Source organism: Rhizobium sp. WW22, from assembly GCF_047041135.1.
GTDB lineage: Bacteria > Pseudomonadota > Alphaproteobacteria > Rhizobiales > Rhizobiaceae > Rhizobium.
This window is the reverse complement of the sequence record NZ_CP178198.1, coordinates 574,805-588,895: the sequence shown is the minus strand read 5'-3', so window position 1 is coordinate 588,895 and position 14,091 is coordinate 574,805. Positions and strand designations below refer to the sequence as shown.

Genomic DNA, 14,091 nt, shown 5'->3' with positions numbered 1-14,091 from the left:
AAAGTTCCGTCCTGGAGAGACTATCAGTTCTTATCGTCGGGAGGGCAAGGCCAGCTGGACGGCGCCTTCAGCCAAGACGGCAATATGGTCGTATTGTCCCCGCAAGCCAGATTGATCTGGGCCTGCTGCAGACCGCTTGCGTTCGACAGATCGAGACCCTCGATGCGCGTCAGATACATGAAGGCGCCGCTGAAGGAGGTCGACCCGTCCATCACCGCACCGTTCAAGGTGGCGCGCGAGAGATTGGCGAAGGAGAAATTCGCCCCCGTCAGTACGGCCTTGTCGAAATCGGCGCGGCCGAGTTCCGCTTTCTGAAAATCAGCGTTCTTCAGCTGTGCGCCGGCAAATTCGGCTCGCTGCAATTCGGCATTGGCAAAGGACGCGCCGTTGGCAGAAGCGTTGCTGAAATCGGAGCGGTATGCCTCAATCTTGGCGAAGTTGGCGCCGTCGGCCTTGGCATTCTTCAGCCAGGCACGCACGAGGGTAGCCTTTTCGAGGTTGGCGGAGGTCAGGTTGGTGTCGCTGAGATCGGTGCTGTCGAAATGCGCGCCGGCCAGATTGGCGCCTTTCAGGTCGCTGCTCTGCAGCATGATATTGGCCTTGCTGCAGCCACTCCAATCCAGTCCCGGCCCGGCGACATTGCCGCAATCGCCGGCGCGCAGGGCACTACCGCCGGAACCCAGAAGAAACGCGGCGCTCAACGCCGGCACCCCAAAGAAGGTTGCGATACTCAATCTCTTCCCGACAGCATCACCGCGCAAAGCATCGCTACGCTGGCGCCACCCCATGATCGTCTCCCCAACCAATCTGGCCACCCCGTCCATAAGATCCATTCCGTTACTCCGCTCCAGCACCTGCCAGCCGAACTCTCGCCCTGAGTCGGATGCACGTCCCTCTTCCTTGTACATGGTGCTTCGGGCGACAAAAAGAGCCGGTTTTGCAAAAGCATATCTAAGACGTGGTTTGGATGTGAGCCGATGGACTGGGGAAACGGCCGACGGGCACCAGAAGAATTGTAGCAAAACTCCATACGGCCCGCAGCGGGGAGCGGGACGGCGTGATAGAAATGCCGCGACGATATTGGCGGAACCACTACGGCCTTGTGCAAGCCAGCCAGACGGTATTCTTAAACGGGGGATTTTTCGGGAACAGGATCAGTATTTTAAGCTGGTCGGAGTGGAGTGATTCGAACACTCGACCCCCACGTCCCGAACGTGGTGCGCTACCAGACTGCGCTACACTCCGTGACCAGCGGCGCTTCTATAGACCAGCCATTTTTGATGCACAAGCACCAATCTCAAAAAACCTTTTGATTTTTGACGAAAAAATTACACCCGCATCTGCCTAGAAAATCGGCAGGAAACAGCGGCCGAAAATGCCGGCGTGCAAAAGACGCAACAGATCAAGTAAAATCCCGTTTGTACACAATGATAGGAATTTTCTTTTGCCGGCTTTGGCGCTAAAGCCCTAAGCGGGACAGGTGGAAACGTCGTGGGACAGCGCGGCTTTTCCGCGACCTTTGCGTGACAGAAGCTCAAGGACGACAAGATGAATATCCGCATGATCACCGCGGCTGGACTGTTGCTGGCGCTGGCCGGTTGCAGCACCACGACGACAACAACGACAGCAGCCCTGCCGCTGCTTGCGAAGAACCCCGTTCAGGATCGCTGGCAGGGCCAGTCTGCAGGCCGCTTCTTCGCGGCTTACGGACCGCCGCTCTCCGACCGCGACGAAGGCGGCAATCGCGTCTACACTTGGCGTGGCGGCTACAAGAACGTCACCGTCGTCAACAAGGAAGGCAAGAAAGCCGGCAAGCGCTCCCTCAGCTGCAAGGCCGACATCGTCACCAACCAGAGCTACGAAATCCGCTCGGTCAAGATTCTCGGCGACCAGCCTGGCGTCAGCGGTTCGTCCTATTGCGCCGAGCTTCTGGCTCCGCCGGAAAAGACTGCAAAAGCTGAACAAACGGACTAAGGCCAAAAGCTTCATCCCGAGATCATATCAGCGGGCGGCCTGCGAGGGCTGCCTGTTTGTGTTTGCAAGTCACGCGCCTAAGAGATTTCCCCCCTCACTCTTCGTTATTTCACTATAGACATCTCAAAACTTATGTCATTGATTACAACTTCAGCGTTAATTTACTTTTATTGGTGCTAATATGAAGTTGAAAACTCTTGCGGCATTAGCCGTGGTATCTGCATTCGCAAGCTGCGCAACCACCCCCGGATCGCCGATGGAAACTTATCTTAACCGCTATGCTGGCGCAGAAACGATTGCTACGAACTGTCCGGCTTATGGCGGATACAGCTCGGTGGCACAGATGCGCGCCGATGCGGAAAAGAACCTTGCCCAGGCGAAAGCACTCGGCGCGACGGAAGCGGACGTTAAGAAGGCTCGCGACAGGGTGAACGGGAACTTCGTAGGCGCGTCGATCTTGGTTGGCGACATGCAGACTTGCGGCGCATTCGTGAACAAGCTTGCATGGGTAGGATCGACACCTGTTGAGCCTCCGGTCGTTAAACCGAAAAAGGTCAACTAATCAATTGCTTTGTCAATAGCAGTGTGTGGCTGGGGCGCCAGGATTCGAACCTGGGAATGCCGGTACCAAAAACCGGTGCCTTACCGCTTGGCGACGCCCCAACATGGGAAATGGCTGTCACGCCAGCCAAACCGGCGTCTGATTAGCAAAGGTCGCATCGCGCTACAATGACTAAGTGATGCACGGACGCATATTTCTGTGTGCTTTCCAGGCGGCTATGATAGGTCTTTTGCACTGCATTCCAAATAAGGAGGCTTGATGAGCCAGTTTCGCGCCCGCCCTCCGGCTGTGCCTACCGTGCTTCTCGATGACGCGGTCTGCCGCATCACGCGCTGGGATTTCGAGCCGGGCGCCGATACCGGGCATCATGTCCATGGCCTCGGCTATGTCGTGGTGCCGATGACCGATTGCCAGTTTCTGCTGGAGGAGCCGGGCGGCGACAGGCGGGTCGATATCGCCAAGGGTGCCGCCTATCGGCGTGAGGCAGGCGCCGAGCACAATGTCGTCAATGCCGGCACCGAGCCGATGTCCTTTATCGAAATCGAATACAAGTAATCATGAGCACGCCTGACTTCGACCTCGCCTTCGAACCCGCCTATGGTCGGGCCGTTCCCATTGCGCCCGGTATCGAGCGGATGACGGTCAACAATCCCAGCGCCTTCACGTTCCACGGCACCAACAGCTACATCGTCGGCGGCCCTTCCGTCGCCGTCATCGATCCCGGTCCGGAGAATGGCGAGCATTTCGCTGCCCTGATGGCGGCGCTGAAGGGGCGCGAGGTCACGCATATCTTCGTCAGCCACACCCATCGCGATCACTCGCCGCTGGCCAAGCGATTGAAGGAGGCAACGGGGGCGCTGACCGTCGGCGAAGGGCCGCACCGTGCTGCGCGTCCGCTCCATCAGGACGAGGTCAATCCTTTTGCCGAAAGCTCCGACATGGAGTTTCAGCCTGACATCGTGCTTGCCGATGGCCAAAGCGTCGCCGGAGACGGCTGGCAGCTGACGGCGCTGCTGACGCCGGGCCATACGGCCAACCACGCCTGCTTCGCACTCGACGGTACCGGCATCGTCTTTTCGGCCGACCATGTCATGGCCTGGGCGACCTCGATCGTCGCGCCGCCGGATGGTTCGATGGCGGACTATATGACCTCGCTGGAACGTCTTCTTGCACGCGACGACCGGTTGTTTCTGCCCGGTCACGGCGGTCCGGTAAAGGAGCCAGCCTCCTTCATGCGCGGCCTCAGAACCCACCGCCGCATGCGCGAGCGCGCCGTGCTGGAGCGCATCAAGGCCGGCGACCGGCTGATCCCGGACATGGTGAAAGCCATCTATCGCGATACGGACCCGCGCCTGCATGGCGCAGCCGCCCTTTCGGTGCTGGCACATCTGGAAGACCTGGTCGAGAAGGGTCAGGTGGAAACCGATGGACCGCCGGCGCTCCTGGGCGCCTATCGTCCTGTGTGAGCTGAGACGGGTGATTATCGGCGATTTCAGAAGTTTGATGGCGGGCACGGTTCTCCCTCTCCCCTCGAGGAGAGGGCAGGGTGAGGGGGTGTCAAGAGCACGAAAATTCCCGCATCCAAAGCGGCAAGCCCCTCATCCGACCCTTCGGGCCACCTTCTCCTCGAGGGGAGAAGGAGAGATTGGAAAACTCAGCTTCCGGCGATGCCGAGCAGTTCCGCATCCAGTGCCTTTAAATAGTCATCGGCCAGATCGGCGCTGACGCCGAGATCATCCTGGCCGTAGCGGGAGGCGACGCGAATATCGACGAGCGTCGTTTCCGCCTCCTCGCGAATGCGGATCAATATATCGCATGGCAGGCCGAAAATGCGGGTTCGCGTTTCACCCTGCAGGATGACGTCGGTATTCTGACGGATGAGTTCCGCAACTCCATCGCGGAAGGGGCGCGGGGTCGGCACGGGAACGATGGCGGGCACATCGCCGGCGGCGCTGCCGTCCTGCGCCGGATTGGCGGTCTGCGGGCGTGTACGGCGTTTCGGCTTTACGTTGCCGTTCGGGTCCGCGACATCGGCGCCTTCAGCCTTGACGATGGTGATGTGGCGATCATGCGCGACCTTGCGCACCGCTTCCAACACGCGGTCGGACGCCCCTTCGTAGCGCCGACTAATCAAGGCGGGATAGGCCTCGAACTGCGCCTCGCGCTCCTGCTGCGTGACCAGATGGCGCGGCGGCAGCCACAGTTGCCGCGCATCCGGGGTCGCCAGCCAGTCAGGCGGATCGTTGAGGTCGGTCGAAATCTCGTAGATATGTGGGCGCGTCCAGTAGCGCTCGGCGCCGAGGCCGAGAATGGCGAGCGGCAGAGCGGCATAGACAAGCGCCTTGACGGCGGAGACGCCGCCAATGGCAGCGCTCTGCCATAGTTGGGCCAAACCGACCAGCGCCAGTAGCACCGCCAGGATCGCGCAGCCGGCAGAAATCAGTAGCAGCAGGACGAAATAAGGCGTTTCCAGCGGCGCAAAACGGTGGCCGATCAGCGTCACGCCACAGAGCACCAATGCAAATGAAGCGATCAAACGCGCGGCACGGGCGGCATGTGAGACAGGACGGTCGAAACGAATGGTCATCAAAGGCTCGTCGGCGCGTCGGATCGGAAGCCGGATGCACCGAATCCCGGAAAGCGACTTATGTTTAGATCAAGAAATGCCGAAAATAAATCGAATGTCACGGCATCGTCGTCCAATGTTTTGTCGAAGCTCAAACCAGTAACGCCTAGACCAAAAACGTGAGCACTTGCTTAAATTCCTAAAAAAGGCCATTCTTTAGCGTTTTATCGAGGCTGTGAAAGGACTTGATGAGATGGAACCGATGCTTTCTCAAGACGTCGCGGCCCAGTCGCTGCCAGGAGTAACGATTACCGGAGCCGAAGCGAGCGACCCGTTTCTGCCGCTGGAACTGCTTGAACTGGAGCTTTCGCTCGAGGGTTTTTCCGGTGGCGAGCCCGGCTTCTGCGAAGCCGTGCGCAAGGCGGCTTCGGCCGTACAGGGCGATTTCCTGTTCGATCTGCCGGCTGAAGGGCTGATACCGGATTGCCGCAGATTGGCGGTGCTGCGAATTCCGGAAGGAGACGCGACGATGCGCACCCTCTTTGCCGCGCTGGACGAAGATGGCGCGGAAATCCGCCTCCTGCAACCCGACGGGGAGACCGAGCACCTGCTGCGCTTCGCCGATGCCTTCGTCGATCTCTTGCAGCGGATGCCGGCAAAGCCGAGGGAAGCGGCGTAAGCAACCCTGCCTGCGGCGGAATACGCCTTTCGCGCCGCCACGCGCGGCGCTATAGTTTTTGCCTGTAAATCCGCATTCAGGATAACATGTCATGCGTATCGAAGCTTCCGTACTATCTCTCCTCGCCATCATGCTTGCGCTCTCCTCCTGCCAGACGGCCGAGGAAATCCGCGCCGCGGACGCATCCAGATGCAGCGGCTACGGCTTCAAACCGGGCACTCAGAGCTTCGCCAATTGCCTGATGAATCAGGATCTCAGCCGGCGCGCGGACCAGCGGGCTTTCATGGAAAGCAACGATGATTTCTTCTGGGGTCCGACCGTCGTCGTTGGCGGTCCTGGATATTACTATCATCGCGGCTACTGGCGCCACTGATCCACGAACATCCAGATTTGGAAAATCAAGCCCGTCCTTTGATCGCCGCCTGCGCCGCCGCAAGCCGCGCTATCGGCACGCGGAACGGCGAACAGGACACGTAGTCCAGCCCGATGTCCTCACAAAAGTGAATCGAGGCGGGATCGCCGCCATGCTCGCCGCAGATGCCGAGCTTCATGTCGTTGCGCGTGCGGCGGCCACGCTCCGACGCGATACGGATGAGTTCACCGACCCCATCGAAATCGAGCGAAATAAAGGGGTCATGCTCGATGATGCCCTTGCGCTGATAGGTCGGAATGAAGGCGGCGGCATCGTCGCGTGACATGCCGAATGTCGTCTGAGTCAGGTCGTTCGTGCCGAAGGAGAAAAACTCGGCAGCCTCAGCGATGATATGGGCGCGCAAGGCCGCGCGCGGCAGCTCGATCATCGTGCCGACGAGATAGTCGATCTTCATCTTCGCTTCGGTCATCACGGCGCGCGCCACCTCGTCGATACGGGCCTTGACGTAATCCAGCTCCGAGCGGAGGCCGACCAGCGGCACCATGATTTCCGGCACGACCGCCGCGCCTGTTTCGCGCGCAGCGAGAACCGCTGCCTCGAAAATTGCGCGTGCCTGCATTTCGACGATCTCCGGATAGGAAATCGCCAATCGGCAGCCGCGATGGCCGAGCATGGGATTGAACTCGTGCAGCGCATCGACCCGCTGGCGCAGCGCGGCAGGTTCCATGCCCATGATCCCGGCCACTTCGGCGATTTCCTCATCCGTCTTCGGCAGGAATTCGTGCAGCGGCGGATCGAGCAGGCGGATCGTCACCGGCAGGCCATGCATGATGGTGAACAGGCCGGTGAAATCGAGCCGCTGCATCGGCATGAGCTTGGCGAGGGCGGCACGGCGTCCCGCTTCATCCTCCGCAAGGATCATCTCGCGCATCACATGGATACGGTCGCCTTCGAAGAACATGTGCTCGGTGCGGCAAAGGCCGATGCCCTCCGCGCCGAAGGAGCGGGCGGCGCGCGCATCGGCAGGCGTGTCGGCATTGGTGCGCACCGTCATGCGGCGCAAGCGGTCTGCCCAGGCCATGATGCGCCCGAAATCGCCCGAAAGCTCCGGCTGGATCATGGGCACTTCGCCCTTCAGCACCTGGCCGGTAGATCCGTCTATCGTGACGATGTCGCCCTTCTTCAAGGTGACGCCGATGCCGATCAGCTTTTCATTGCGAATGTCGATGCGCATGGTTCCAGCGCCGACGACGCAGGGAATGCCCATGCCGCGGGCAACGACGGCCGCGTGGCTCGTCATGCCGCCGCGGGTGGTCAGGATCGCCTCGGCGGCATGCATGCCATGAATATCTTCAGGGCTCGTCTCGATCCGCACGAGGATCGCCTTGCGGCCTTCTTCCTCGGCAACGATCGCCTCTTCTGCGGTAAACACGATTTCGCCCGTCGCCGCACCCGGCGATGCTGGGAGACCGGAGCCGATGACCTCGCGGGGGACGCGCGGATCGATCGTGGGATGCAGAAGCTGATCCAGCGACGTCGGATCGATGCGGGAAACCGCCTCATCCTCGGTAATCAGCCCCTCGTCGACCATGTCGACGGCGATCTTCATCGCCGCCTTGGTGGTACGCTTGGCATTGCGGGTCTGCAACATCCAGAGCTTGCCGCGCTCGATGGTGAACTCCAGATCCTGCACGTCGCGGTAATGCGCTTCCAGCTGCGCGCAGATACTGCGGAACTCGGCAAAGGCTTCCGGCATCAGCTTTTCCATCGACGGCTTTTCATAGCCGGAGGCGATGCGGGCGACTTCCGTGATGCTTTGCGGCGTGCGGATGCCGGCAACGACATCTTCGCCCTGCGCATTGACGAGGAATTCGCCGTAAAGCTCCTTCTCCCCCGTCGATGGATTGCGCGTAAAAGCAACGCCTGTCGCGGACGAATTGCCGAGATTGCCGAACACCATCGCCTGAATGTTGACGGCGGTTCCCCATGCCTCGGGAATATTGTGCAATTGGCGATAGGTGACGGCGCGCGCATTCATCCAGCTGGCAAAAACGGCACCGACAGCGCCCCAGAGCTGCACCTCCGGCTCCTGCGGAAAGGCTTCGCCCAACTCCTCCTCGATGACGCTCTTGTAGATCGAGACGACGTGCTGCCATTCGACGGCGGTGAGATCTGTATCGAACTCATGGCCGAACCGCGCCTTTTCATCCTCCAGAATCTCTTCGAAGACCTCGTTGTCGAGGCCCATGACGACATCGGCATACATCTGGATGAAGCGGCGGTAGCTGTCCCAGGCAAAACGAGCGTCGCCGGCATCATGGCCAAGAGCCTGCACCGTGGCGTCGTTGAGGCCGAGATTGAGGACGGTATCCATCATGCCCGGCATCGAGGCACGGCCGCCGGAACGCACGGAAACCAGCAGCGGCCGCGCGGTATCGCCGAACCTGCGTCCGGTAATGGCCTGCATCCGCTGCAAACCCCACATGACCTGCGGCTTCAGCTCTTCGGGAATCTTGCGGCCGTTCTTGTAATAGAAGGTGCAGACGTCGCTGACGATCGTCAGGCCCGGCGGGACCGGCAGGCCGAGATTGCACATTTCCGCAAGATTAGCGCCCTTGCCGCCGAGCCGCTCAAAATCGCCGGCGCCCCCCTCGGCCTTGCCGTCGCCGAATGTATAGACCCAATTCGTCATCGTCTCCGTCCAACTCCTCCGGTTGAACTTAATTCACTGCAACACAAATGAAAATCGACAAATACGGCAAAATGTTGCACTGCACAATAAATATGACCTGAATGCTCCCGATTTCAATCGATTGATCGAAATCGAGAGCCTCCGGGTCCATCCAGAGCTAAGCTTGCGGTTCGCACCGGGCCAGAATCTTGTCGATGCGCATGCCGTCGAGATCGACGATCTCGAAATGCCAGTCGCCGAAGGAGAAGCTTTCACCCACCTCGGGCAGATGGCCGAGCTGATAGAGTGCAAAGCCCGCGAGCGTATGGAAATTGACCTCCTCCTCGCTGAAGCGAAGCCCCAGCCGCGCAAAGGCGTCATAGACGGGCATCATGCCTTCCATCAGCAGCGATCCGTCGGCCCGCTCGACGACATCGGGCGTGTCGTTGTCCATATCAGGCAGGTCGCCGGCGATCGCTTCCAGCAGGTCCGTCTGTGTGACGATGCCTTCGAGGCTGCCATATTCGTCGATCACCATGGCGAGGCGGACTGGCGCGCGCTTGAAGTTTTCAAGCACCTTGAAGACGGCCGTGGATTCGTGAACGACCAGCGGCTGGCGGATGACGGCCATAGGGTTCAGCGGTTCCCCGTTCAGAAGCTGGTCGAGCAAATCCTTCTTCAGGATCATACCAATCGGCTCGTCGATCGAGCCGCGGCCGACGAGAAGCTGCTCGAAGCGGCTTTCACGGATAGTCTTCTGCATTTCCTCCGGCGGGTCCTCGGCATCGATCCACTCGACCTCGAGCCGCGGCGTCATGATATCGGAGACGTCGCGGTCGCCGATATTGAAGACGCGCTCCACCAGATCCTGCTGCGCCTGCTCCAGTAAGCCAGCTTCCTGGCTTTCGGCAATCAGAAGCTTGATTTCGGCCGGCGAATGCAGCGAACCCTCGCCCGCGCCGGGACGCAGCCCGAAGAGGCGAAGCACGAGATTGCCGAGCCCATTCAGCACGCTAATTGCCGGCCGTAGCAGGAAGAGGAACAGGCCGAGCGGGCGCACGACGCCAAGCGCTGTGCCTTCGCTGCGCTGCAATGCCAGGCTCTTTGGGGCAAGCTCGCCAAGCACGATATGAAGCGCCGTGATGATGATGAAGGAAATGGCGACGGCGATCGCATGCGATCCGGCCGCGGCCCATGTGCCAGGAAGAAAATCGAGCAGCGGCTCGAGCAGATGAGCAAGAGCGGGTTCGCCGACCCAGCCAAGCGCCAGCGACGAAATGGTGATGCCGAGCTGCGTGGCCGCGAGATTGGCGTCGAGATTGTCGACCGCCTTCTGCAGCGCCTTGGCGTTCATCCGCCCTTCGGCAACAAGCTCCGTCACGCGGCTGCGGCGGACGGACACCAGAGAGAACTCCGCCGCAACGAAAAAACCGTTGGCAGCGACGAGCAGCAATACGGCAAGTATTCCGAGGATATCGAAAATACCGCCAGTCGAACCAGACATACTTCCCTTCCGGGCGGATCAGCGCCCATGTTGTTGATCGAAAAACGAAACTAGCACGCTTTCATGAACCGCGGCAGCCGACGCAGCAATTTCTTGTCGAAACGGGAACAGTTTTCTCAATCCAGACGTGGAACGACGCTCAAGCGATTTCGCGCAGCCGTTCAGCGGTCTGCAGATCCACGGAGACGAGCTGCGAGACGCCCTGCTCCGCCATGGTGACACCGAAGAGCCGGTTCATGCGGGCCATGGTGATCGGATTGTGGGTGATGACCACGAAGCGCGTCTCCGTGGAGGCGGCCATCTCATCCATGAGATTGCAGTAACGCTCGACATTGTGGTCGTCGAGCGGCGCATCGACTTCGTCCAGAACGCAGATCGGCGCGGGATTGGTAAGGAACACCGCAAAGATCAGCGCCATGGCCGTCAGCGCCTGCTCGCCGCCAGAAAGCAGCGTCATGGTCTGCGGCTTCTTGCCCGGCGGGCGGGCGAGGATTTCAAGACCTGCCTCCAGCGGATCGTCTGACTCGATCAGCTGCAGCTCCGCTGTGCCGCCGCCGAAAAGATGGGTGAACAGGCGCTGGAACTGCGCATTGACGACGTCGAAGGCAGCGATCAGACGTTCGCGCCCCTCGCGATTGAGGCTCTGGATCGCGCCGCGCAGCTTCCGGATGGCGTCGATGACGTCGTCGCGCTCCTTGATCAGCGCCTGCAGCCGCTCCGTCAGCTCCTTGCTCTCTTCCTCGGCGCGCAGATTGACGGCACCGAGACGCTCGCGCTCGATCTTCAGCCGCTCCAGCTCGCGCTCGACTTCACGGAGATCAGGTACATTCTGCGATGGCGAAAGGCCGGTCAGGCGCATGGCCTCATGCGGCTCGACGTTGAGGGACTGGCGGATGCGCAATTCGCTTTCCTGCCGCCGCTCGCGAGCCGACACCAGCCGCTCCTCGACGCGGCCGCGCTTCTCACGGCTTTCCGCCAGTTCGGAGAGGGTCGTGGTCGCATGACGATCGGCCTCGCGCTGAACGACCTCCGCTTCGGCAAGACGATCGGCAGCATGGCGTCGAGCCTCCTCCGCCTTCTGAAGCTCATTCATCAAGGCGCGGCGCTTGTCATCGAATTCATCGGGTGCCAAATCGAGTTCGGCCGCTTCCTCGCGCGCTTCCTCCTCACGGTCGCGTAGCGTCTGAATGTGCTCCTCGGCGCTGGCGGCGCGCTGGCGCCATGTATCGCGCTCCTGCCGGATCGCCAGAAGACGGCGCTGCCGCGCCTCGTTTTCGCGGTTCAGGCCTTCGTGGCGCGCCCGAGCTTCGGCCAGGACGCCGCGATCCGTCGCGACTTCAGCCTGCTGGTCGCGCAGCTTCAGATCGATAGCGTCGAGATTCGGCGCATCTTCCAGTTCGATGCGGGCATTCTCATCCTGCACGGCCACATCTTCCAGCTGCTCCCGCAGCCGGCTGACTGCCTCGACAATCACATCGCGGCGGCGGATGAGATCGCCGGACGCGCGCTCCGCTGCAGCAAGCGCTTCGCGCGCCTCGGCCAGATGCCGGGCGGCAAGGCGGCTGGCGTCGCGGGCGGTCGCGAGACGGCCCTCTTCGGCCCGGATCGCATCGGCGGCTGCCGCAAGGCGCTCCTCGGCCTCGGCTAGCACATCACGCGCAAGCTCGGCTTCGGCCTCTAACTCGGAAAGACGGTTCTTCTGGGCGAGCCGCAGGGCAGCCGCACTCGGTGCATCCGCTCCAGTCACGTGACCGTCCCAGCGGAACACTGCGCCATCCCTGGTCACCAGCCGCTGTCCCGGCTTCAGCTCGGGCATCAGTCGCAGCGCATCTTCCACCGAAACAATGCCGATCTGACGCAGGCGCCGCGTCAATGCCGCCGGCGCGCCGACATGGGTGATCAAGGGGGCGGCACCTTGCGGCAGAGCCGGGTCGCCGGCACCGCTGCCATTGTCGGACCAATAGACCGGCGCCTTGGAATCGAGCGAGGACTCCAGATCGTCCCCGAGCGCTGCGCCAAGTGCCGTCTCGAAACCACGGTCGACGCGCAGCTCCTCGGCCACAGACGAAAAGGCGCCGGAGGTATCGCCCGCCGCCAACATCTTGGAAATGGTGCGCGCTTCGGTTTCCAGCGCATTCAGGCGCGCCCGCGCCTGCTCGACCGGACCACGCGACAGCGCCTCGGTTTCGCGCGCCTTGGCAAGAACGGCTTCGACGCGCTGGATCTCGCCCTCCTCATCGGCGACGACATTCTCAGCCGCTTCGACCATGTCGCGCTTTTCGCTTGGGTCGGGCAGATCCGCCATCTTTTCGTCGATGGCGGCAAGCTCGTTGTTTGCTTCGTCGACCTGCCGCTCGAGCCGCATCTTGCGATCGGCGAGATCGCGGATGGCGCGCTCCAGCTGATTGCGGGCGGCAGCGGCTTCGGCGCGTTCTGCGGTCAGAACAGTAAAAACCCGCTCGCTGTCGGCGAGCTTGGCGGCGGCTTCCTCGAAGGCGATACGTGTCTCTTCCGCGAGCCGGCCGGAATCGGCGAGGATGTCGGCAAGATCAGCCTCTTCTGCGTCCAGCTTGGCAAGGATGGACGCGTTATCGGCGACAAGGCGCTGTTCGCGGCTGATGTCCTCCGCCAGCTGTGCCAAGCGACGGATCAATTCATCCCGCCGCCGCAGGATACGGTTGACATCCTCCTCCAGTTGCGAGCGGGCGATCTGCAGACGCTGCAAAGCGGCCGCAGCCTTCGCCTCTTCGTCTCGCAGTTCCGGCAACTTGAAACTGGCAATGCCCTGCGCCTTTGCCGCTTCCATCTGGATCTGCGCCTTTTCGGCGACCAGCACGGTTGCCTGGTTCAGCGCGCTATCGGCCTCGGCCTCGGCCTCCTTGGCCTGCACCCAGCGGATATGAAGCAACATGGCCTCGCGGGCGCGGATATCGGCCGAGAGCATCTTGAAGCGGTTGGCCTGGCGCGCCTGACGCTTCAAGCTTTCGATCTGGCTTTCCAGCTGCGACGTCACATCGTCAAGCCGCTCGAGATTGCTTTCGGCGGCGCGCAGGCGCAACTCGGCTTCATGCCGGCGCGAATGCAAGCCAGAAATGCCTGCTGCCTCTTCCAGAAGCTGGCGTCTCGCCTGGGGCTTGGCCTGGATCAGCTCGCCGATACGCCCCTGCCCCACCATGGAGGGCGAGCGGGCGCCTGTGGAAGCATCGGCAAACAGCAGCTGCACATCCTTGGCGCGCGCTTCCTTGCCGTTGATACGATAGACCGAGCCCTGCTCGCGTTCGATGCGGCGCGTGACCTGAATTTCGTCGCTATCGTTGAAGGCGGCTGGCGCGGTGCGGTCGCTATTGTCGAGATAGAGGCCGACTTCGGCGGTGTTGCGGGCCGGGCGGTTGCCGGATCCGGAGAAGATCACGTCGTCCATGCCGGAGGCGCGCATGTTCTTGTAGGAATTCTCGCCCATCACCCAGCGCAGTGCTTCGACAAGATTGGACTTGCCGCAACCGTTCGGGCCGACGACGCCGGTCAGGCCGCGCTCGATGACGAATTCTGCCGGTTCGACGAAGGATTTGAAGCCGACGAGTCTCAGCCTGTTGAATTTCATAGGTTGATCTCCACCCTTCCCTTGAGAGGGCGGATCGGACTGGAGGTGGGAGGTGGAACGATCAAGCGTTCACCCCGGAAATCATCCTCATTCGCGCAGTCCGCGCAACCTCCTCCCAGGAGGAGGTCATAAAAAACAGGCGTGCGGCCCCAGCCGCCCGC

General features: G+C 61.4%; 11 protein-coding genes and 2 tRNA genes. 6 read left to right on the top strand and 7 right to left on the bottom strand.

The features are described 5' to 3' along the window. Window positions 1-23: 23 nt before the first annotated feature. Both ACK83U_RS02990 and ACK83U_RS02985 read right to left on the bottom strand, forming a co-directional pair. Complete coding sequence (locus ACK83U_RS02990) at window positions 24-824, bottom strand: pentapeptide repeat-containing protein (RefSeq protein WP_412474829.1); 801 nt, start codon at window positions 822-824, stop codon at window positions 24-26. Between the two features lie 344 nt (window positions 825-1,168). After that, window positions 1,169-1,245: transfer RNA gene (locus ACK83U_RS02985), tRNA-Pro, on the bottom strand. A 303-nt stretch (window positions 1,246-1,548) separates the two neighbouring features. Between ACK83U_RS02985 and ACK83U_RS02980 the strand changes: the two genes are divergently transcribed. Both ACK83U_RS02980 and ACK83U_RS02975 read left to right on the top strand, forming a co-directional pair. Beyond that, window positions 1,549-1,974 carry a hypothetical protein gene (locus ACK83U_RS02980; RefSeq protein WP_112605823.1) on the top strand — a complete coding sequence of 142 codons (426 nt, stop codon included), beginning with the start codon at window positions 1,549-1,551 and terminating at the stop codon, window positions 1,972-1,974. A gap of 181 nt (window positions 1,975-2,155) precedes the next feature. After that, complete coding sequence (locus ACK83U_RS02975) at window positions 2,156-2,536, top strand: hypothetical protein (RefSeq protein ID WP_112605826.1); 381 nt, start codon at window positions 2,156-2,158, stop codon at window positions 2,534-2,536. A gap of 26 nt (window positions 2,537-2,562) precedes the next feature. Here ACK83U_RS02975 and ACK83U_RS02970 read toward each other — a convergent pair. Beyond that, a tRNA-Gln gene (locus ACK83U_RS02970) sits at window positions 2,563-2,637 on the bottom strand. A 157-nt stretch (window positions 2,638-2,794) separates the two neighbouring features. Here ACK83U_RS02970 and ACK83U_RS02965 point away from each other — a divergent pair. After that, entirely contained in the window at window positions 2,795-3,091 is a 297-nt protein-coding gene (locus tag ACK83U_RS02965) for a cupin domain-containing protein (protein ID WP_112605829.1), read from the top strand. A gap of 2 nt (window positions 3,092-3,093) precedes the next feature. Continuing rightward, entirely contained in the window at window positions 3,094-4,002 is a 909-nt protein-coding gene (locus ACK83U_RS02960) for an MBL fold metallo-hydrolase (RefSeq protein ID WP_112605832.1), read from the top strand. A gap of 188 nt (window positions 4,003-4,190) precedes the next feature. On the opposite strand, the gene ACK83U_RS02955 is transcribed toward ACK83U_RS02960, so the two are convergent. Beyond that, the gene (locus ACK83U_RS02955) at window positions 4,191-5,123 is read right to left on the bottom strand and encodes a DUF1499 domain-containing protein (RefSeq protein ID WP_112605835.1); all 933 of its coding nucleotides are present in this window, start codon (window positions 5,121-5,123) and stop codon (window positions 4,191-4,193) included. A gap of 241 nt (window positions 5,124-5,364) precedes the next feature. Between ACK83U_RS02955 and ACK83U_RS02950 the strand changes: the two genes are divergently transcribed. Then, entirely contained in the window at window positions 5,365-5,781 is a 417-nt protein-coding gene (locus ACK83U_RS02950) for a hypothetical protein (protein ID WP_112606081.1), read from the top strand. Window positions 5,782-5,872: 91 nt separating this feature from the next. Continuing rightward, a complete protein-coding gene (locus ACK83U_RS02945) occupies window positions 5,873-6,154 on the top strand; it encodes a hypothetical protein (RefSeq protein ID WP_112605838.1) in 282 nt (93 codons plus the stop codon). A gap of 25 nt (window positions 6,155-6,179) precedes the next feature. Here the strand turns inward: ACK83U_RS02945 and ppdK are convergent, their stop codons facing one another. The 3 genes from ppdK to ACK83U_RS02930 form a co-directional block, all read right to left on the bottom strand. Further along, window positions 6,180-8,846: a pyruvate, phosphate dikinase gene (gene ppdK / locus ACK83U_RS02940; RefSeq protein WP_112605841.1), complete on the bottom strand. Its 2,667-nt coding sequence runs from the start codon at window positions 8,844-8,846 to the stop codon at window positions 6,180-6,182. A 157-nt stretch (window positions 8,847-9,003) separates the two neighbouring features. Beyond that, window positions 9,004-10,329, bottom strand: coding sequence for a hemolysin family protein (locus ACK83U_RS02935; protein ID WP_112605844.1), 1,326 nt, complete (start codon window positions 10,327-10,329; stop codon window positions 9,004-9,006). 139 nt (window positions 10,330-10,468) lie between these two features. Next, complete coding sequence (locus ACK83U_RS02930; RefSeq protein ID WP_112605847.1) at window positions 10,469-13,930, bottom strand: chromosome segregation SMC family protein; 3,462 nt, start codon at window positions 13,928-13,930, stop codon at window positions 10,469-10,471. Window positions 13,931-14,091: the final 161 nt, after the last annotated feature.